The organism is Demequina gelatinilytica, assembly GCF_000971115.1.
Taxonomy (GTDB): domain Bacteria; phylum Actinomycetota; class Actinomycetes; order Actinomycetales; family Demequinaceae; genus Demequina; species Demequina gelatinilytica.
The window spans coordinates 68,813-89,767 of sequence record NZ_BBLV01000008.1 but is presented as its reverse complement, the minus strand read 5'-3'; the positions used below and the strand labels follow the sequence as shown (position 1 = coordinate 89,767).

General features: G+C 71.0%; 11 protein-coding genes. 7 read left to right on the top strand and 4 right to left on the bottom strand.

Annotated features, from left to right (window positions below; all coding sequences use genetic code 11):
- Positions 1–26 precede the first annotated feature (26 nt).
- On the bottom strand, positions 27–3,176 hold the full coding sequence (locus AOM00_RS08275) for a LamG-like jellyroll fold domain-containing protein (RefSeq protein ID WP_062517348.1): 3,150 nt from the start codon (positions 3,174–3,176) through the stop codon (positions 27–29).
- A 214-nt stretch (positions 3,177–3,390) separates the two neighbouring features.
- A complete protein-coding gene (locus AOM00_RS08270) occupies positions 3,391–4,224 on the bottom strand; it encodes an HAD hydrolase family protein (RefSeq protein WP_062517347.1) in 834 nt (277 codons plus the stop codon).
- 184 nt (positions 4,225–4,408) lie between these two features.
- On the opposite strand from AOM00_RS08270, the gene AOM00_RS08265 reads away from it, so the two are divergent.
- The 6 genes from AOM00_RS08265 (at position 4,409) to AOM00_RS08240 (ending at position 15,546) form a co-directional block, all read left to right on the top strand.
- Positions 4,409–5,437 carry a LacI family DNA-binding transcriptional regulator gene (locus AOM00_RS08265; protein WP_062517346.1) on the top strand — a complete coding sequence of 343 codons (1,029 nt, stop codon included), beginning with the start codon at positions 4,409–4,411 and terminating at the stop codon, positions 5,435–5,437.
- 41 nt (positions 5,438–5,478) lie between these two features.
- Positions 5,479–6,744, top strand: a complete 1,266-nt coding sequence (locus AOM00_RS08260; protein WP_062517345.1) for a sugar ABC transporter substrate-binding protein — start codon at positions 5,479–5,481, stop codon at positions 6,742–6,744.
- A 49-nt stretch (positions 6,745–6,793) separates the two neighbouring features.
- Positions 6,794–7,777 carry a carbohydrate ABC transporter permease gene (locus tag AOM00_RS08255; RefSeq protein ID WP_228373448.1) on the top strand — a complete coding sequence of 328 codons (984 nt, stop codon included), beginning with the start codon at positions 6,794–6,796 and terminating at the stop codon, positions 7,775–7,777.
- Positions 7,774–8,592: a carbohydrate ABC transporter permease gene (locus AOM00_RS08250; protein WP_062517344.1), complete on the top strand. Its 819-nt coding sequence runs from the start codon at positions 7,774–7,776 to the stop codon at positions 8,590–8,592. The genes AOM00_RS08255 and AOM00_RS08250 overlap by 4 nt, the downstream gene beginning before the upstream one ends.
- 3 nt (positions 8,593–8,595) lie before the next feature.
- Positions 8,596–10,542 carry a glycoside hydrolase family 127 protein gene (locus tag AOM00_RS08245; RefSeq protein WP_062517343.1) on the top strand — a complete coding sequence of 649 codons (1,947 nt, stop codon included), beginning with the start codon at positions 8,596–8,598 and terminating at the stop codon, positions 10,540–10,542.
- A 90-nt stretch (positions 10,543–10,632) separates the two neighbouring features.
- Entirely contained in the window at positions 10,633–15,546 is a 4,914-nt protein-coding gene (locus AOM00_RS08240) for a LamG-like jellyroll fold domain-containing protein (RefSeq protein ID WP_082096789.1), read from the top strand.
- A 58-nt stretch (positions 15,547–15,604) separates the two neighbouring features.
- On the opposite strand, the gene AOM00_RS08235 is transcribed toward AOM00_RS08240, so the two are convergent.
- Both AOM00_RS08235 and AOM00_RS08230 read right to left on the bottom strand, forming a co-directional pair.
- Positions 15,605–17,071, bottom strand: coding sequence for a glycoside hydrolase family 43 protein (locus AOM00_RS08235; protein WP_228373447.1), 1,467 nt, complete (start codon positions 17,069–17,071; stop codon positions 15,605–15,607).
- Between the two features lie 216 nt (positions 17,072–17,287).
- Complete coding sequence (locus tag AOM00_RS08230; protein WP_228373446.1) at positions 17,288–19,681, bottom strand: LamG-like jellyroll fold domain-containing protein; 2,394 nt, start codon at positions 19,679–19,681, stop codon at positions 17,288–17,290.
- A gap of 206 nt (positions 19,682–19,887) precedes the next feature.
- On the opposite strand from AOM00_RS08230, the gene AOM00_RS08225 reads away from it, so the two are divergent.
- Entirely contained in the window at positions 19,888–20,871 is a 984-nt protein-coding gene (locus AOM00_RS08225; RefSeq protein ID WP_062517340.1) for a zinc-binding alcohol dehydrogenase family protein, read from the top strand.
- Positions 20,872–20,955: the final 84 nt, after the last annotated feature.

Genomic DNA, 20,955 nt, shown 5'->3' with positions numbered 1-20,955 from the left:
GCGGGGCCCCCGGCGCTCCCATGGTGCTACTGGACGGGGGCGGACTTCGCCGACCTCCTCGACACCGCGGCGTAGCCGTCCTTGGTCGCGGTGACCTTGACCCAGATGCGCTTTCCCGTCATGGCCTTGGTGACCGTGAGGGTCCTGCCGGTCGCACCCTTGACGACCTCGCCTCCCACGCGCCACTCGTAGGACTTGGCCGCGCCCTTGGGCCAGCCGGCGGTCGCCGCGGCGACCGTCCTGCCCACGATGGGTGCGCGCACCACCTCGACGGTGCCGGCGGTCATGGTGCCCGCCGAGACCACGACGCCCTTGGACGCCTTCGATGCCGACGTGAAGCCGTCCAGCGTCGCCGTCACCTTGACCGAGACCTTCTGTCCCAGCGCGGCGGCGGTGGGCCTCCACGACGGGTCGGTGGCCCCCTCGACCGCCTTGCCGGCGATGCGCCACTGGTACGACAGCGTCGCGTTCTCGGGCCAGTCGGCCGTCGCGGCGGTCAGCCGGGAGCCGACCTTCGCCGTGCCGGTGATCTCGACCGTGCCCGCCTCGAGGACTCCCGGGACGACCTCGACCTCGTCGGACGTGGCGGTGGCCGACGCGTGGCCGGCCATGGACGCCGTGACGGCGACCGACACGGGCTGTCCGGCCAGCGAGGGGACGAACGTCGCGTCCGTGGCGCCGTCGACGGCCACGCCGTCCACCAGCCACTGGTACGAGAGGCTCGCGCCTTCGCGCCAGCCCGCCGTGGACGCCGTGAGCGTCTGCCCGACCTGCGCCGTGCCGGTCACCTCGACCGTGCCTGCCGCGAGCGGGTCCTCGAGGTCCGCGACCTGCTCCGCGGTGAGCACCGAGGTCCACATCGCGAGCTGGTCGATGTCGCCCTGGTACGGGGTGTCCCACCAGTTCACGCCGAGCGTGAAGACGGCCGAAGGGCTGGTGAGGACGTCGTTGAACGCCGTGTTGGCGCCGACATCCTCACCGTCCACGTACAGGGTCACGGTGCCCTCGTCGACGGTGAACGCGACATGCGTCCATTCGTCGACGGGGATCAGCTGGTCGGTGACGCCGTCGTACCAGCTGCCGTTGTCGTTCGACCACAGCATGGTCCCGCCGTTCCAGCCCAGCGGCACCACGGACAGGAACTCCGTGCCCGAGCTGGCGGCGAAGAACGCGGTCGTGAAGGAGGTGAGCGCCTCGGGGCGCAGCCACATCGACACCGAGTAGGTGTCGCCCTGGATGAGGCCGCTTCCGAGCTCCACGCCAGACGCGCCGTCGAGGTGGAGCGCGGAGCCCTCCACGCCGTCGGGGACGTAGCTGACGGAGCCGCCCGTGGTGCCGATGAGGCTGCCCGTGACGGTGGGGGTCGCGAACGCGCCGTCGTTGTCGTCGAGGGAGTCCTCGAACGACCATGTGGCGAGGGGGAGGGCGTCCGGGCGTGCCAGGACCACCACGGTGAACGTGAGCGTCTGGGAGGCCTCGCCGTTCGTGACCACCGCCGTCAGGGTGACCGTCGCATCGTCCTCGCCCGCGCCGGGACGCGTGACCGTGCCGTCGGCGGCGAGGTGCGCCTCGTCCGTGGAGGACCAGGTGATGGTGGTGCCGCCGGTGCCCGTGGTGGGCAGCGTGAGGCGCGACACCACGGCCGAGGTGTCCCCGAGGTCGAGGTCGGCGACGACTGCCGCCACCGCGTCGGCGCCCGCGATGTCGAGCGCGGGGCGCGCCCACAGGGTCTCGCCCGTCGCGACCGTCGCGGTGAGCGTGGTCTCCCACTGCTCGCGGTCGGGGTCCCATGCGGGGGCGGCGAGGCCGACGAAGTCGCCGGCGCCGGTGGAGAGGGTGACGTCGTTGTCGCCCGCCAGCTCCCAGGTGCCCGTGAGGGCGCCCGAGACGGAGCCGTCGGATGCGAGCGTGACGGCGACGGGCGTGTTGACGTCCGCCTCGATGGTGTCGTCCGACAGGATGACCTGCCACTCGCCCTCGAGGTCCTCGGCCGCGACGGGCTCGAGCGTCTCCCCCGCGTAGCGGAACGGGGCGAGCACGGGCCAGCCGTCCTCGTTCATGTACATCTGCTGCACGCGGACGTGGTGGGTCTCACCCGTGCTCGGGAAGCGGGAGTGGAAGACCAGGAAGGACTCGCCCGTGTCCGGGTCGTCGTACCAGGAGTTGTGGCCGGGGGAGACGTAGCCGGTGCCGTCGCCGGTGCCCGGGTCGCCGACCTCGCGCTCCCACAGGTGGCCGTCGAGGAGCTGCGTGCCGAAGTCCGCGATCGAGACGTCGTCGAACAGGGTGCCCTCGGCGCCCTTCGCCTCCGCCATGAGGTTGCCCTCGGCGTCGACGTACGGGCCGTCGGGGCTCGCCGAGCGCGAGACGCGGACCTCGTAGCCGCCGTCGGCGCCGAGGCCGCCGAACGACGTGAAGAGGTAGTAGTAGCCCGTCTCCTCGTCGTAGCGGATGGTCGCGCCCTCGATGCGGGCGTGGTTGCCGCCGAGCAGGTGCGTGCCCCAGCCCTGGTCGGCGAGGGGCAGGCCCGTCTCCGGATCGAGCTCGAGGATGAAGATGCCGCCGGAGTACGAGCCGTAGACCAGCCAGAGGTTGCCGTCGGCGTCGTAGAACGCGTCGGGATCGACGGCGTTGGGCTCCTGGGTCGCGTCGTAGGTGATGCCCAGCTCGGCCTTCTCCTCGTCGGTCCACCCGGACTTCAGGAAGACCTCGACGTTGGTGTACGGGCCGTCGACCGAGTCGGATACCGCGAGCCCCATGGCCGAGCGCGGCGAGCTCCCCTCGCAGGCGTTGTAGTAGAGGTAGTACCTGCCGTCGGCGAGCTGGATGACGTCCGAGGCCCACAGGGTGGAGGTCTCGGCCCACGCGAAGGTCTCCGCGAGCTCGGTGTAGATGTCCTCGAACAGCGGGTTGTCCGCGTCCTGGCTCAGGTCGACCGAGTTCTGGGTCCAGTTCATGAGGTCGGTCGTGTACGCCGAGGCGCCGTGCGATCCGAAGACCCAGATGTCGTCCCCTGAGGTGACGATCGACGGGTCGTGCACCGTCACGTCGGTGAACGTGGGGGCAGGGTCGCCGGTGTTCGCCGAGGCGGCCGATCCGGTGAAGGCGATGCCGGCGATGCCGGCGAGGCAGGTGGCGCCGGCGACGATGCGCCGATGCGGTTGTGGACGAGCCACGGGATCTCCTGTTCTTCGTTGAGCAGTGAAGGAGGCGCCGCGACGGCATCGTCGCGACATCTCGCGGAGGACGTTACATCGATGTAAACCACCAGGTCAACGGCGTGGCGGGGGAAACTGTCCGGCCGGGCGGCATCAAGCCCCGCGAATGCCGCGATCGCCTCGCGCGGCGTGGGTCGCGCGAGGGGCCAAGGTCCTGCCCGGCTCCGGCGCGCTACAGGAGCCCGAGCTCCGCGAAGGCCTTCGCAAGGCCGGACTGCCGCGGCCCGGCGGCGGTGCGGTCGGCGACGGCGAGCGCCGCATCGTCCCCGCCCTCGATCGCCACGCCGATGCCCGCGTACTCGAGCATCTCGACGTCGTTGAGACCGTCGCCGAAGGCGATCACGTGCTCGCGGGCGAGGCCCAGCCGCTCGACCACCGCGGCGACGCCGACCGCCTTGTGGACATGCGCGAGGAAGATCTCTCCCGCGCCCGGCCCGAGATCAGGGATCGAGCTGGGGATCACGGCCACCTCGGGGCCGATGGCGTCGGCGATCGCGCCGACGGGGACCTCTGCGTGGAACGTGGTGATCTTGCCGAACGACACGCCGGCGAGGTCCTCGGTGCGCGTGATCGCGGCCGTGAGGTCGCGCCGTCCCGCGCCCTCCTCGCCGCGCTGGGGCAGGTGGGTCGCCATCGCGTCCACCGTGGCCGGGTGCGCGTGGGTCGCGTGCGGCCCCTCGAGCAGGAACAGCGCTCCGGCATCGGCGAGCACGCGGAGGGCGCGCGCGGAGAGGTCCCCGGGGAAACGCGTGTCCAGCAGGACCTCACCGTCGACGACCGCGTAGGCGCCGGCGCCGGCCACGTACCCGTCGAAGCCGGCGGCGATGATGCGGTCTGTCAGCAGCGACACGGGCCGCCCGGTGCACAGCAGCACCAGGTGCCCCGCGGCGCGCGCGGCGCGCACGGCGTCGGCGTGCGCCTCCGGGACGATGCCGTGGTGGGCGTAGGTGCCGTCGACGTCGAGGAAGATCGCGCGGCGGGACGATGCGGGGGCGGGGGAGGTCACGCCCCTCACCCTAGGCGGCGGCGACGCCTGCACCCCGGCATTGGGCGCGAACATCACGATTCGGTCACGGGCCGGATCGACCATTGCGTTGTCGAACCGGTTCGCTATATCGTCGGTCGCATCGAGTCGAACCGGTTCGATACAGGTGTCCGACACTCGTTCAACGGAGAAGGAGTCAGCGTCGATGGTGACCATCGGAGACGTGGCGAAGGCTGCGGGCGTATCTCGCAGCACCGCGTCCTACGCTCTCAGTGGCAAGCGGACCATCTCGCCTGCGGTGGTGCAGCGTGTGCTCGACGCGGTCGAGGAGCTGGGATTCACCCCGAATGCCGGTGCACGTGCGCTTGCGACGTCCCAGACGCACGTGATCGGGCTTCTCGCTCGGTTCCTCTCCGACGAGTTCGCGCCCGCGATGCTGCAGTACATCCTCGGTGTCACCAACCGAGCCGGCGAGCTGGGCTACGACACGTTGCTCGTGTCCGAGGAGGACGGTGTCAACGCGCTCAAGCGGCTCTCGACCTCGCGCATGGTGGACGGCTTCGTCCTCCTCAACGTCGCGGAGCACGACGACCGGCTCCAGTTCCTCAGGGACGCGGCCCAGCCGGGTGCGACCGTCGGGCTGCCGGGGCAGTGCGACGGCATCGACGTCTTCGACCTCGACTTCGTCGCGAGCGGCCGCATCATGGTCGACGCGCTGGCCGACATGGGCCACCGCGAGATGATCCTCGTGTCGCAGCCGCAGCACGTCGTCGAGCGCGGGGGCGCCTATGTGTGGCGTCTCGCGGACGGAGCCCAGGCGCGGGCGGACGAGCGCGGCGTCGTGCTCCACCGCTACTTCGGCTCGTCGACCCAGCCCGAGATCGGGAAGGACCTGCACCGGTACCTCGACACCCATCCTGGCGCGACGGGGCTGCTGCTCAACAACGAGGCCGCGGCGGCCGCGCTGCCGTCGGTCCTCACGTCCCGCGGGCTCGCCAGCCCCACCGACATCTCCGTGCTCGGTCGCTACTCGGACGACTTCGCACGGACCTTCTCTCTTCCGTTCTCGGCGGTCGACAGCGCCGCGGACGAGTTGGGGCGGCGGGCTGTGGAGCAGCTCGTCGCTCGAATCGAGGGCGACCCGGCGGTGGCCGCACCTCATCTTGTCGAGCTGATCTCACCCACCATCCACGACCGCGGATCCATCGCACCACCCCCAGCCTCGCGGGGCTGACCCCACCGACCCGTCCCCGGGTTCACGTTCAAGGAGGAACGATGAGCAACACCAGCACCAAGGCCGCCGTCGCGTTCGCGACCGCGGCGATCGCAGCGGGCGCCCTCGCCGGCTGCTCGTCCGACACCGCTCCCGGCGCGTCGGACACCCCGACGGGCGCGGGCTCGGATGCCCCGGCAGCCGGCGGCACCTTCACCCTGTGGGACCCGTACCCGGACCGCGACGACCAGAGCACCTGGGCGCAGGCGATCAACGCGTGCGCCGACGAGCTCGGCATCACCATCGAGCGCAACTCGGGCAACACGGGTGACACCGTGAAGGACCTCACCACCGCGGCCTCGAACCTGCCCGACATCGCCATGGTCGACAACCCGAAGGTGTCGACCCTCGCCGATGCCGGCCTGCTCACCACGGCCGCGGAGAACGGCCTTGATACGTCGAGCATCCAGGAGAACATCCTGACCGCCGGCGAGATCGACGGCGAGGTGTACGGCGTGCCCGTCGGAGCGAACACGCTGGGGCTGTACTACAACCCGACGGTCCTCGAGGACGCCGGTGTCGAAATCGCGTCCGTGACGGACTGGGAGTCGCTCACCGCGGCGATCCAGCAGGTGGTCGACGCCGGACACAAGGGCATCACGTTCTCGGCGGTCGGCACGGAGGAGGGCTCCTTCCAGTTCCTGCCCTGGTTCTGGGGCTCCGACGCGGATCTCACCGCGCTCGACTCCGAGCAGTCGGTCGCGGCACTCACGCTGTGGACGGACTGGGTCGCGGACGGGCTCGCGCCCCAGTCCGTGCTCACCAACACGCAGGGGACCTCGTGGGACGAGTTCCTCACGGGCGACTTCGGCTTCGCCGAGAACGGCTCGTGGTTCCAGGGCGCGGCCGACGAGAACGGGTACGAGGTGATCCAGATCCCGGCGATGGACGGCGGTGCCGCACCGGCGCCCACGGGAGGCGAGTTCATGACGCTGCCGATCCAGGAGGACGAGTCGCGCTACGCAACGTCCGCGCAGATCGTCGAGTGTCTCGCGAACGGCGACTCGGGTGCGACCGCGCTCGGCTACGTCGCGCCGACTGCCGAGGGCGCCTCCGCGCAGGCCGCGGCGGACACCGCCGGCGCCAACGAGTTCTGGGTCCAGGCGGTGGCGGACGCGAAGCCCCGCACCGCCGACAACCTGGGCATCAAGTACCCGATCATCTCGGAGCAGCTCTACACCGCGATCCAGGTCGCGCTGAGCGGCGGCTCGTCGCCCGAGGATGCGCTCGCGACCGCGCAGTCGGAGGCCGCGTCCAAGCTGGGCTGAGCCGTGACCCACGGCCCGGTCCCGCACATCCCCCTAGTGGAGGTCCTCGATGACCATGTCGGCGACACGAACCCCCGCGTCTGCTGACCGTCCTCGCGACGGCGAGGGGGCGGCTCCGGCCGTCCCCTCGCCGGGCGAGCGGCGCCGCGCCGCGCGGCGCCAGCAGCTCGTGGCGTGGCTGTTCCTCACCCCCGTCACGCTGTACCTCGTCCTGTTCTACGCGCTGCCGCTGTGGCGCAACGTCGACCTGAGCCTGCGCGACTACACGCTGCGCTCGTTCATCACGGGCGGCGCCGAGTTCGTGGGGCTCGACAACTACCGCGAGATCTTCACCGATCCCACCTTCCCGACCGCGCTGTGGAACACCGTCCTGTTCACCGGGCTCTCGCTTGTGTTCCAGTACTCCATCGGGCTCGCGCTCGCGGTCTTCTTCTTCCGCCGATTCCCGCTGGCGGCGACGCTGCGCGCTCTCTTCCTGGTGCCCTGGCTCCTGCCGCTGCTCGTGTCCTCGTCAGTCTGGGCCTGGATGCTCAACTCCGACTCGGGCGTCGTCAACTCCTTCCTGCAGACGCTTGGCCTCGACCCTGTCTTCTGGCTCACCTCGCCAGACTGGTCGCTCGTGTCGGTCATCCTCACCAACATCTGGATCGGCATCCCGTTCAACCTGGTGCTGCTCTACGCGGGTCTGCAGGCGATCCCGGGAGAGGTCTACGAGGCGGCCGCGCTCGACGGCGCCGGCCGCTGGTCGATCTTCTGGCACATCACGTTCCCGCTGCTGCGCCCGGTCAGCGCCATCACGCTGCTGCTGGGCCTGGTCTACACGCTCAAGGTGTTCGACATCATCTGGGTCATGACGCGCGGGGGGCCGGGCGACTCGTCGACCACCCTCGCGATCTGGTCGTACCGCCTCGGCTTCGGAGGGGGCTCGCCCGAGCTCAGCCTCGCGGCGGCCGTGGCGAACGTGCTCATCCTCATCGCGTTCGTGTTCGGGCTGTTCTACATCCGTGCCCAGAGGAAGGCGCTCCGCTCATGACCCGGTCACGCCGCGCCGTCACCACCGTGATCGCGCTGATCCTCACGGCCATCATGCTGTTCCCGCTCTACTGGATGATCAACGTCTCCCTCACGCCGCCGCACCTGCTGAGGAAGGACCCGCCCAACCTGGTCCCGATCGACGCGACCTTCGCCGGCTACGACAAGGTCATCCACGAGCAGCTGCCCTACCTGGGGACGAGCCTCCTCATCGGTCTGGGCACCGTGGCCCTCACGCTCGTGGTGGCCGCGCCGGCCGGGTTCGCTCTCGCGAAGCTGTTCCCGAGGGGCGGGAGCACCCTGAACTTCATCCTGCTGGTCGCGCAGATGATCCCCGGGATCATCATGGCGATGGGGTTCTACCTGGTCTTCAACGAATGGGGTCTGCTGGACACGATCCCAGGCCTCATCATCGCCGACTCGACCCTGGCGGTGCCGTTCGGTGTGCTGATCTTCACCGCGTTCATGATGGGGATCCCGAACGAGCTGATCCAGGCCGCGCGGATCGACGGCGCGAACGCGTGGCGGACGTTCAGGTCCGTGGTGATCCCTGTCTCGCGCAACTCGGTGGTCACCGTGGCGCTCTTCGCCTTCCTCTGGTCCTGGTCCGACTTCCTGTTCGCCTCGTCGCTCAACCGTGGAGGGGACCTCCAGCCGGTGACGATCGGCATCTTCCGCTATCTGGGCAACAACACCCAGGACTGGAACGCGATCATGGCGACCGCGGTGGTCGCGTCCGTCCCGGCCGCGTTCCTCCTGGTGTTCGCCCAGCGGTACGTCGCCGCGGGGGTCACCGCCGGAGCGGTGAAGGACTGACGCGTGGACCAGAGGAGCGACGGCGGCGCAGCCGCACCTGTCCGGCCGAGCGGCGTCTCGCGCAGGGGAGCCGGGCTTCGGGAGGTCGTCTGGGGCGCGGATGGGTTCTGGGGCAGGCGCCAGGCGGTGAATGCCGCCGCGACGTTCGCGCACTGTGCCGACTGGATGGAGCGCCTGGGCTGGCTCGAGAACTTCGACCGGGTCGCGCGCGGCGACGTCACCGATGAGCGCGCGGGCTGGGAGTTCGCGGACTCGGAGGTCTACAAGCTGCTCGAGGGCATCGCCTGGGAGCTGGGACGCAGGGACGATGCGAGGCTCGCCGCCGCGTACGGCTCCCTTGTCGCGCGCGTCGTCGCCGCGCAGGACGAGGACGGCTACCTGGGGACGGCGTTCGGGCATCCGGGGCTGCCGCCGCGGTACTCCGACCTGTCGATGGGCCACGAGCTCTACAACATGGGCCACCTCATGCAGGCCGCGGTCGCCCGCCTGCGGACCTTCGGCGAGGATGCCCTCGTGGCGGCCGCGCGCCGAGCCGCCGAGCATGTGTGCCGCGAGTTCGCGCCCGGGGCGCGCGAGGGCATCTGCGGCCATCCCGAGATCGAGCTCGGCCTCGCGGAGCTGGGCCGTGCGACGGGGGAGCGGCGCTACCTCGACCAGGCGCGCGTGTTCGTCGAGCGCCGCGGGCGGGGAACCCTGCCGGTCCGACCGCTGCTGTCGGACGAGTACTTCCAGGACGACGTACCCGTGCGCGAGGCCACCGTGCTCCGCGGCCACGCGGTGCGTGCGCTCTACCTCGCGGCGGGCGCGGTCGACGTCGCGGTCGAGACCGGCGACCGCGAGCTCCTCGCGGCGCTCGAGGGCCAGTGGGCCACCACCGTCGAGCGGCGCACGTACATCACGGGCGGCATGGGGTCGCGGCATCAGGACGAGGGTTTCGGCGAGGACTGGGAGCTGCCGCCCGACCGCGCCTACTGCGAGACCTGCGCAGGCATCGGGTCCGTGATGCTGTCGTGGCGGCTCCTGCTCGCGTCGGGCGAGGTCCGGTACGCCGACCTCATGGAGAGGACGCTCTACAACGTGGTGGCCGCGGCCGCCGATCAGGGCGGCACGCACTTCTTCTATGCGAACCCGCTCCACGTCAGGGTCGCGGGTGCCGAGCACGCCGGCGAGGGGGTGAACCACCGCGCCGAGGGAGGCGTGCGCGCGCAGTGGTTCGACGTGTCCTGCTGCCCGACCAACGTGGCACGCACGTTCGCGGCGCTGCACACGTACGCCGCGATGGTCGAGGACGACGTCCTGACCCTGCTGCTGTACTCGCCCGGTTCCGTCGACCTCGCGCTGCCGTCGGGACGGATGCGGCTCGAGGTGGCGACGCGCTACCCGGACGACGGTCGCATCGAGGTCTCGGTGGTCGAGGCGCCGCGGGAGCCCGTGGCGTTGCGGCTGCGGGTCCCGGCGTGGTCGCACGCGGCGGCCGTCACGGACGTGTCGGGCACGCGCACCGAGGCGGCGCCGGGCTGGTGGGAGGCGCGCCGCACGTGGGCGGCCGGGGACGTCGTGGTGCTCGACCTCGACCTGGACCCGCGCATCGTCTGGCCCGACCCTCGCATCGACGCGATGCGCGGCACCGTCGCGGTCGAGCGAGGCCCGCTCGTGCTGTGCCTCGAGTCGACCGATCTTCCTGCGGGGGTGGCGCTCGAGGATGTGCGCATCGACGCGACCGGTGCGCCCCGCGCGGCGGGGGATGGGGCCGTCATCGCAGCCACGCGCCGTCGCGAGCCCGCGGTCGCCCCTGCGGCGCCCCCGTTCGCGTCCCGCCGGCCGACGGACCCGGCTTCCGGGGCCAGCTTCGATCTCCCGTTGGTGCCCTACCACCGCTGGGGTGAACGCGCGCCGTCGCAGATGCGCGTGATGCTCCCCGCCGTCTGGGAGGTCGCCTCGCCCCGATAGACCTCGCACCCGCATCTCGCTGGCGGGTGCGTCGAGCCGGCGTCCCTCAGCCGTCGGTGTCCCTGAAGAGTCACAGAGAGGTGCTCGACGATGCGAGAGCTCACACGGCAAGGCCCTGCATGGGCACGATGGACGGCGGTGGCGTCCGCGCTGACGCTCGGTGCGGCGGGGGTCGCGACGGCAGCGCCGGCCGCGGCGGTCGACGTACCGGCCCCCGACCTGCACTACACGATGGACGATGTCGCGGGAGGGACGGTCCCGGACTCGTCGGTGAACGGCTGGGACGGCGTGATCGTCGGCTCGACCTCGCTCACCGACGGCCCCGACGGAGGCTCGGCGCTCGCGCTCAGCGGCGGCACGGTGACCATCCCCGGAGGCCCTCTCACGGGCGCGACGGACCTCACGGTGTCGGTCCGCGCGCGCTGGGACGAGCCCGGGGACTGGCAGTGGCTGTTCGGCCTCGGCACGGACACCACGCGCTACCTGTTCACCACGCCTCGTGCCGGTACCACGCAGGTGATGCGCAGCGCCGTCACCGTCGGCGGGCCCGGCGTCGAGGCGATCGTCGACTTCCCTGCGGCGATGACGACGGGGGAGTGGAGCACCGTCACCGTGGTGCTCGACACCGAGGCGGACCGCCTCACCACGTACCTCGACGGCGTGACCGTCGCCTCCGCGTCGACCGAGATCACCGCAGGCGAGCTCGTCGACGCGGCCGCCGCATCGTCCGGCTCGATCGGCGGCTCGTTCTACAACGACCCGACCTTCAAGGGCGCGGTCGACGACCTTCAGCTGTTCCGCACCGCGCTCGACGGCGAGCAGGTGGCCGCGCTCGTGGGCGTGGAGTACGTCCCGCCGGAGCCCGAGCCGGAGCCGGCCCCCGCCGTCGACGAGACGGCTCCCGACCTGCACTGGACCATGGACGACGTGGCCGGCGGCGTGGTCGCGGACATGTCCGGCAACGGCTGGGACGGCACGCTGTCCGGGGCGGCCGAGCCCTCGGAGGGACTCGACGGTGCGGCGCTCGACCTCACCGGCGGCTACGTCACGTTCCCGCGCGGCGTGATCGACGGCAGCGCGGACCTCACCGTCGCGGCGCGCGTGCGCTGGGACGGCACCCACGACTGGGGCTGGCTCTTCGGGGTCGGGACCACGTTCTCGAGGTACCTCTACGCGATCCCGCGCACCGGTGAGGCGTTCGGCGGGGCGCTGCGCACGGGGATCACGGTCGGCGGCGACGCCGCCGAGGCGCAGGTGCTCGCGACGGAGCCCCTCGCGACGGACGAGTGGAGCACCGTCACGGTCACGCTCGACACCGCCGCGGACCTCATGACCACGTACGTCGACGGCGTAGCTGTCGGCAGCGCGAGCACCACCATCACCGCGGACGACCTGCTCGACCCGGGCAGCGACACCGGCGGCTACCTGGGCGGCTCGGTATTCTGGTGGGACCCCACCTTCGACGGCGAGGTCGACGACTTCCGCATCTACCGTGGCGCGCTCACGGCAGCTCAGGTGGAGTCGCTCGAGCCGGGCGCGCTCGCGGCGCCCGACCTGCTCTACACGATGGCCGACGTCGCCGACGGCATCGTTCCCGACTCCTCGGGCAACAACCTCGACGGCACCATCTCCGGCTCGACCGGCATCGTCGACGGGATCGAAGGCGACGCGCTTGACCTCACCGGCGGCGCGGTGACCGTGCCTCGCGACATCCTCGACGGAGCGACCGACCTCACCGTCTCGTCGCGTCTGCGGTGGGACGGCGGCGCGGCCTGGCAGTGGCTGTACGGGCTGGGCACCAGCACCACTCGGTATGTGTTCTGGACGCCGTCGAACTCGGACGGCAACATGCGCACCGCCATCACCACCGGTGGCGGGGGCTCCGCCGAGGACCAGATCACGGGCGTCGGCGCGCTGCGCACCGGGGAGTGGGCGACGGTCACGACCACGCTCGACACCACGGCGGGCGTCATGACCACGTACCTCGACGGTGTCGCGCTCGCGTCCGTGGCCACCGACATCACCGCGGGAGAGCTGTTGAGCGCGACCGCGGCGAACGCGGGTCGCATCGGGGGATCGTTCTATCCCGATCCCGCCTTCGACGGCGCGATCGACGAGTTCCGCGTCTACCGCGCGGCGCTCACGCCCGAGGAGGTCGCCTCGCTGGTCACCGGGGACATCCCGACGCTCGAGGCGCTCGCGGAGGACGCGTTCTCCGTCCGCACGCTCGTGGGCGAGGCCCCCGCGCTCCCGGCCGCCGCATCGGCGTCCTTCTCCGATGGGTACGACCGCGACGTCGCGATCACGTGGGACGAGGTCCCCGCGGCCGCGTACGCCGCCGAGGGCACCTTCACCGTGTCGGGGGACGCGGGCGGCTACCCCGTCACCGCGGAGGTCACCGTGCACCGCGGCCAGATCACCATCGACGCCGGAACGACCACAGGCGACTTCATGGGCGGCGCATCGGGCGTCCTCTACGGCCTGTACGGGGACGGCATGCCCACGGAGAACCTCATCGAGGGCATGAGCATCCGGACCGTCTCGACCAAGGCGCAGGACGGAGCGCAGCAGCCCGGAGCCGACGCGCTCGAGGTGCTGCCGACGTTGGCGGAGACCACCGGCGGCGACGTGTACCTCCGCATCACCGACTGGTATCGCGGGTTCCCCTACGAGTGGCCGGGCGACACCCCCGAGGAGAAGCTCGAGTCCTACCGCGGGGTGCTGGCGGACCAGCTCGAGATGATCGCGCAGATCCCCGCGGGCCAGCGCGCCCACCTGGTGATCGAACCGTTCAACGAGCCCGAGGGGAACATGTTCGGCACCGGTCAGTGGAGCCTCGACGGCACGTCGTGGCTCAGCGACCCGACGGACTACTTCGCCGCCTGGGACGAGTCCTACCGCACCATCAAGGCGGCGTTCCCCGACCTGAGGGTTGCGGGACCGGGCACGTCGGTGCTGTTCACGCAGATGCAGGGGTTCCTCGACCACGTGGTCGCCGAGGACACGGTCCCGGACATCATCACGTGGCACGAGCTGTCTCACCCGCAGGCGATCCGCGACTCGGTGGAGAGGTTCCGGGGCTGGGAGGCGGCCGCGTTCGCGGGTACCCCCTATGCGGGCACCGAGCTGCCGATCAACATCAACGAGTACGCGTTCAACTACCACACGTCGGTTCCCGGCCAGATGATCCAGTGGATCTCCGCGATCGAGGACTCCAAGGTCGACGCGCAGATCGCGTTCTGGAACATCGACGGCAACCTCTCCGACTCCGCGGTGCAGACGAACCGCGGCAACGGGCAGTGGTGGCTCTACCACGAGTACGCGCAGATGACGGGGCAGACGCTCGAGGTCAGCCCGCCGTGGCCGGGCGACAACTACACGCTCCAGGGCGTGGCCGCGCTCGACGCCGGCAAGAAGCAGCTGCGGGCGATCATCGGCGGGGCCGATGGCGCCGCTCCGGTGGACCTGGTCAACCTGCCTGCGAGCTTCACGGGCAAGGTGCGCGTCTGGGTCCGTGAGATCGCGTGGACCGGTCAGATCGGCGACTCGGCGCAGCCCGAGACGCTCGCCGAGATGGTGCTGCCCGTGGTCGACGGCAAGGTCTCGTTCGAGTTCGGCGAGGGCGCGCTGCCCGCGCTGAAGGAGTCCTCGGCCTACGAGATCATCGTGACGCCTCAGGGTTCCGCGGCCGCGGGCTCCGCGTCTCCGGAATGGTCGGCCTCATACGAGGCCGAGGACGCCGCGCACACGGGCTCCGGCTACAGCGTCAACGGTCCCGAGGGCACGCCTGCGCGCGTCGACCTGTTCTACACGTCGGGGGCGTACAACGTGGGCGGCCTGCGGACCGGCTCCGACGTCGCGCTCGACTTCACCGTCGACGTGCCCGAGGACGGGGCGTACGACCTCTCGGTCTTCGCCAACAGCCTCAACACCTATGGGCTGGTCGCGGAGCAGGGGCCCACCAACGTGTTCGTCACGGTCGACGGCGCCGACGAGCAGGAGCTGTTCCTCACGCTCGGCTACAAGTGGGTGGTGTGGGACCACACCGACACCACGGTCGATCTCACCGCGGGCGAGCACAGGCTGACCCTCGCCGCTCAGAGCCTCGACGGCTCAGGCGCGACGCAGGGCGACGCCATCGTCGACCGCATCACGCTCACCCGCGCGGCGGGCGACGATGCGGTGGACGCCTACGAGGCCGAGCTCGCGGACACGTCCGTGACGCCGAAGTACCGGGGCGGGGTCTCCGGGTCCGGTGCCGTGCAGCTGAAGTCCGGCGAGACGGCGACCTTCTGGGTCTACGGCGACGTCGACGGCGAGCACACGCTGTCGCTCGACACGAGCGGCGTGGCGAAGGGCTCCGTGACGGTCAACGGCGAGCAGGTCATGAACCTGCGGACCTCGACCTCGGCCGCGGTGCATCTCATGGGCGGCGTCAACAAGGTCGTCGTCACGGGGCCGGCGACGGTCGACCGCCTGCTCGTGGGCGCCTCGTCGGGGCATCTCGGTGCGGTCGCGTACCAGGCCGAGGGCGCGACCCTCGCGGGCGATGCCCATGTGGTCGATCTCTCGCTGGCCGAGGGCGGTCAGGCCGTGGACGGCATCGGCGGCGAACCCGGGAACGTCAGCACGTTGACCTTCTCCGTCGACGCCACCGAGCCGGGACCCCATGCGGTGGTGGTGCGCTTCTCCAACCCGGAGCAGGTGCCGGCGACGCACTACAACCCCAACCCGATGGCGCGTCGCGCGCTCATCTCGGTGAACGGGGGTGAGGCGGAGTCGGTGCTGTTCGTGCCGACGTTCCACGAGAACAGCTTCTGGGAGCGGACGCTGGTCCTCGACCTCGTCGCGGGGGAGAACACCATCACGTTCGCCTCCGAGGAGCAGCCCAACTTCGACGGAGCCACCTACGCCGAGGACGACTGGCCGGGCATCCCTCTGCGAGCCGACACCGCGCCGATCATCGATCGGATCACGGTGTCGCGCCTCACCGACAGGGGGTAGCCCCCCGGACATGCCAGGGGCCGGGCACGTACCGTGCCCGGCCCCTGTGCCGCGTCCGTCAAGCCGCGTCGACGTCCTGGCGGCCCCACAGGGGCACGCCCTGCCCGGAGGTCACGGTGAGCCCCCACGTCCACGCCTCGGCGGTCGGGTTCCACACGGGGGCGAGCACGCCCGTGTAGGTCGCGTCTCCGGTGGTGAGCGTGAGGTCCTGGTCGCCGGACAGCTCCCACGAGCCCTCGAGCGCGCCCGCGACGGTGCCGTCCTCGGCGAGCGTCACCTCGACGGAGGTGGGGACCAGCGGCGAGATCACCTTGTCGAAGGTCACCACCTGGTAGGTGCCCGCCGCATCGTCCTCGCTGACCGCGACGAGGCTCTCGCCGGCGTACCGCTCGGGCGACAGCACGGGCCAGCCGTCGGCGTTCATGTACAGCTGGTGCACGCGGACGTTGTGCATCTCCTCGGTGCCGACGAAGCGCGAGTGGAAGATGAGGAACGACTCGCCGGTCTCCGGGTCGTCGTACCAGGTGTTGTGGCCGGGGGAGACGTAGCCGGCGTCGCCGCCCATGCCCGGGCCGTCGGCCCATTCGTAGCCGCCGATCACCTTGACGCCGTACGGCTCGATCGAGGCGTCGTCGAACACGGTCCCGGGAGCGCCCGCGACGGTCGACATGTCGTTGCCCTCGGCGTCGACGTACGGGCCATCGGGGCTCTCGGAGCGCGCGACGCGCAGCTCGTAGCCGCCCGAGGCGTCCAGGCCGCCGAACGAGAGGAACAGGTAGTAGTAGCCCGTCTCCTCGTCGAAGCGGATGTTCGGAGCCTCGATGCGGGAGTGGTTGCCGCCGATGAGGTGGGTGCCGTAGCCCTGGCCGTCGACGGGCAGCCCCGTCGCCTCGTCCATCTCGAGGATGAAGATGCCGCCCGAGTACGAGCCGTAGACCATCCACAGGTTCCCGTCCTCGTCGTAGAACGCGTCCGGGTCGACGGTGTTGGGGTGGATCGTGGCGTCGTAGATCTCGCCCGCGTTCTCGGACTCCTCGTCCCACATCCCGGACTTGAGGAGGATCTCCTGGTTGACATACGGGCCGTCGACGTCGTCGGCGATCGCGAGTCCCAGCGCGGAGCGGGCAGAGCTGCCCTCGCAGGCGTTGTAGTACAGCGCGTAGCGGCCGTCGGGCAGCTCGATCACGTCGGCGGCCCACAGGGTGTCGGACTGGGCCCACGCGAAGGTCTCTGCCAGCTCGGTGCGGATGTCCTCGAACAGGCCCGCGGCATCGGCGTCGCCCACGCTCATGCTGTTCTGCGTCCAGCTCATGAGGTCGGTCGTGTAGGCCGAGGCGGCGTGCGAGCCGAACACCCAGACCTGGTCGTCCGAGGTCACCACGGACGGGTCGTGGACGGTGACCTCGGTGAAGGTGGGCGCCGCGAGCTCGGGCAGGCCGCCCGCGGACGATGCGCTGCAGGCGGTGAGCGTGAGGGTGGCGGCGGCGAGGGTGGCGGCCGCCGCGGCGGCGCGGGTGGGGTTCACGGAAGGGCTCCTGTGCATCGTCGGACAGTTCGCTCGGCGGGGGACCTCGCTGAGGGTCCCGCGACCTTACATCGTTGTAAAAGTGCGCGTCAAACGAGCGCGGTTGCCGCGGTCCGGGCATGGGGCAGCGGGGGCGCCGGGGGGATCGGCGCCCCCGCTGTCGGGGGTGAGGAGACGGGGCCGGGGCGGGGTCCGCGGTCTCCCCGGACAAGGAGGTCAGGCCGTGGCGAGGTCTGCGATCTCCTCAGGGCTCAAGGCGGACGTCCACATCGCGAGCTGGTCGATGTCGCCCTGGAACGGGGTGTCCCACCAGTTGACGCCGAGCGCGAACAGCGCGGTCGGGCTGGTGAGCACGTCGTTGAAGGCGCTGCTCGCACCCACGTCGACGCCGTCGATGTACAGCGTCACCTCGCCGGCGTCGACGGCGAAGGCGACGTGCGTCCACTCGTCGAGCGGGAGCAGCTGCCCGGTGAAGCCGTCGTACCAGGTGCCGTTGTTGTTGGACCACAGCATCGTCTCGCCGTTCCAGCCCTGCGGCACCACGCTGAGGAACTGCGTGCCCGAGCTCGCCGCGAAGAACGCGGTGGTGTACGGCGTGAGCGCCGAGGGCCGCAGCCACAGCGACACGGTGTAGGTGTCGCCCTGGATGAGGCCGTCCGGGAGCCGGACGCCCGTCGCGCCGTCGAGGTGCAGCGCGGATCCGCTGACGCCGTCGGCCACGTAGGAGACCGTGCCGCCCGTGTTGTCGATGCGCTCGCCGGTGACGGTCGGCGTGGCGAGCGCGCCGGCGTCGTCGGCGAGCGTGCCCTCGAACGACCACGCTCCCACCTGCACCGGGGCCGGGCGCGCCTTCACCACCACGGTGAAGGCGACGGTCGTGGCGACCTTGCCGTTCCGGATGGTCGCCGTCAGGGTGACCATCGCATCGTCCGCGCCCACGCCGGGTCGGGTCACGTCGCCCGTGGTGGAGACGTGGGCCGGGTCCGAGCTCTCCCAGGTGATCGTGGTGCCGCTCGTGCCCGTGGTGGGCAGGTCGAGGTCGGCGACCACCGCGGAGGTATCGCCGAGGTCGAGGTCCGCCGCGACCGCGGCGACCGCGTCCTTGGGCTTGAGGACCACCACCTGGCGGCCCCACAGCGAGTCGCCGGTGGAGTCCTGCACCGTCAGCCCGACGCTCCAGGTCTCGCGCTGGTCGTCCCACACGGGGGTGAAGACGCCGGTGTAGGTACCCGCGGACGTGCGCAGCGTGGCCGCGTTGTCGCGGCCCAGCCGCCACGTGCCCGTGAGGTCGCCGGTGACGCGGCCGTTCGGCGCGAGCGTGACGTCGACGGGCAGGGCGGGTGCGGCGCTGATGGCGGTGTCGAAGTCGACGATCTGCCAGGTGCCCGCGACGTCGTTGGCCTTGAGCCGGCCGTCCGCCGCCCCGGCGTAGCGGAACGGGGCGACCACGGGCCACCCGTCCGCGTTCATGAACATCTCGTTGACCCGCACGTGGTGGACCTCGCCGGTGCCCGGGAAGCGCGAGTGCAGGACGATGTACGAGCCGCCCGTGTCGGGGTCGTCGTACCAGGACGTGTGGCCGGGGGAGACGTAGCCGGTGCCCGTGCCTGTGCCGGGATCGCCCACCTCGCGCGTGAAGAGGTAGCCGTCCATGATCTTGACGCCGTAGTCCTGGATCGAGACGTCGTCGAACAGCGTGCCCTCCGCGCCCTTGACGGTCGACATGTCGTGACCGTTGGCGTCCACGTACGGGCCGTCGGGGTTCTCGGAGCGCGCGACCCGGACCTCGTAGCCGCCGTCGGCGCCCAGTCCTCCGTAGGACAGGAAGAGGTAGTAGTACCCGGTCTCCTCGTCGTAGCGGATCGTGGGTGCCTCGATGCGAGCGTGGTTGCCGCCCACCAGGTGGGTGCCGTAGCCCTGGTCGGGAAGCGGCAGCCCGGTGTCGGGGTCCAGCTGAAGGATGAAGATGCCGCCGGAGTAGGAGCCGTAGACCATCCACAGGTCTCCCTCGGCGTCGTAGAACGCGTCGGGGTCGACCGTGTTGGGGTGGACCGTCGCGTCGTAGATCTCGCCCGGGTTCTCGGACTCCTGATCCCACATCCCGGACTTGAGGATGATGCCCAGGTCCTCGTACGGCCCGTCGACGTCGTCGGACACCGCGACGCCGAGGGCCGAGCGCGGGGAGTCGCCCTTGCAGGCGTTGTAGTACATGTAGTACCTGCCGTCGGCGAGCTGGATCACGTCCGCCGCCCACAGGGTGCTGGTCTGGGCCCAGGCGAACGTCTCCGCGAGCTCCGAGTAGATGTCCTCGAACAACGGGTTGTCGGGGTCCTGGCTCAGGTCGATCGAGTTCTGGGTCCAGTTCATGAGGTCGCTCGTGTACGCCGAGGCCCCGTGGGAGCCGAAGACCCAGACCTGGTCGCCCGAGGTCACCACCGAGGGGTCGTGGACCGTCGCGTCGGTGAAGGTCGGCGCCGGTGCCTCATGAGGATGCGGCTTGGGCGACCCTGTCGAGGCGGTGCCGGCCGTCCATGCGGGTGCGGCGATCGCGAGGCTCGCGGTCGCCGCGACCGTCCCGATCGCGAGACGTGCGCTGCGGCTGATGGTCACGTCATCTCCTGTTCATCGTTGGACAGAGAAGGGTGCGGGGATCTGCATCGATCCCGCCGCTGGCGACCTTACAACGATGTAACGGCGTCCGCAATGGGTAGTTTGCGCGCATCCTCCGGTGCTCGCGGCGCCTGGCGCTGCTCTGTGTGCACCCTTGCGCGGGCACCTCCATGCGCCCGGTGCTTCACTGGACTGGGAGGTGCGGGATGGACGCCTGGAAGGTGCGCGACGGCGCGCTCCACCGTGAGGCCGCGCCCGATCCGGTGCCCGCTCCGGACGAGCTCCTGGTGCGCGTCGAGGCGTGCGGCGTGTGCCGCACCGACCTTCACGTGATCGACGGTGACCTGCCTGTGCGTCGTCCGGGTGTGGTGCCCGGTCATCAGGTGGTGGGCACGGTCGTCGGGGCCGGTGACGCGGTGCGCTCGACGGGCTTCGGTGATCGCGTCGGCGTCGCGTGGCTGCATCGCACCTGCGGGACGTGCCGCTGGTGCAGGTCGGGCCGCGAGAACCTGTGCCCGGACGCGGGCTTCACCGGGTGGGACCACGACGGCGGCTATGCCGAGCTGGTCGCAGTGCCCGAGGCCTACTCGTATCCGCTGCCGAACGATGACGAGGCGCTCGCGCTCGCGCCGCTCCTGTGCGCGGGCATCATCGGCTACCGGGCGCTGCGGCGTGCCCAGCTTCCTCCGGGAGGGGTGCTGGGGATCTACGGCTTCGGCTCGAGCGCCTCGATCACGGCGCAGCTCGCCAAGACGGCCGGCGCGACCGTGTTCGCGATCACGCGCGGCGACCGCAACCAGGCGCTCGCGCGCGAGCTCGAGGTGGACTTCGTCGGAGGTGAGGACGCCGTGCCTCCCGAGATGCTCGACTCGGCGATCGTGTTCGCGCCCGTCGGCGCGATCCTCACGCAGGCGCTCGATGCGACGGCGCGCGGCGGGACGGTGGTGAGCGCGGGCATCCACATGTCGCCCATCCCGGAGATCGACTACGACCGCTCGCTCTTCTACGAGCGCGACCTCCGCTCCGTCACGGCCAACACCCGGGCCGACGGCGCCGAGTTCCTGGCGCTCGCGCGCAACCTGCGGCTCGCGCCGGCGGTCAGCGCCTACGGCTTCGACGGCGTCGCCGACGCGCTCGCGGACCTCCGCTCGGGCAGGGCTCGGGGCTCGCTCGTCATCCAGGCGGGCTGATCCGGCGCCTCGGGCCGCACATGTGCTGCGTCTCGCGGATCCGCCCTGTAACCGGACAGGGATGTCCGGTAGGCTCGGGCGCCA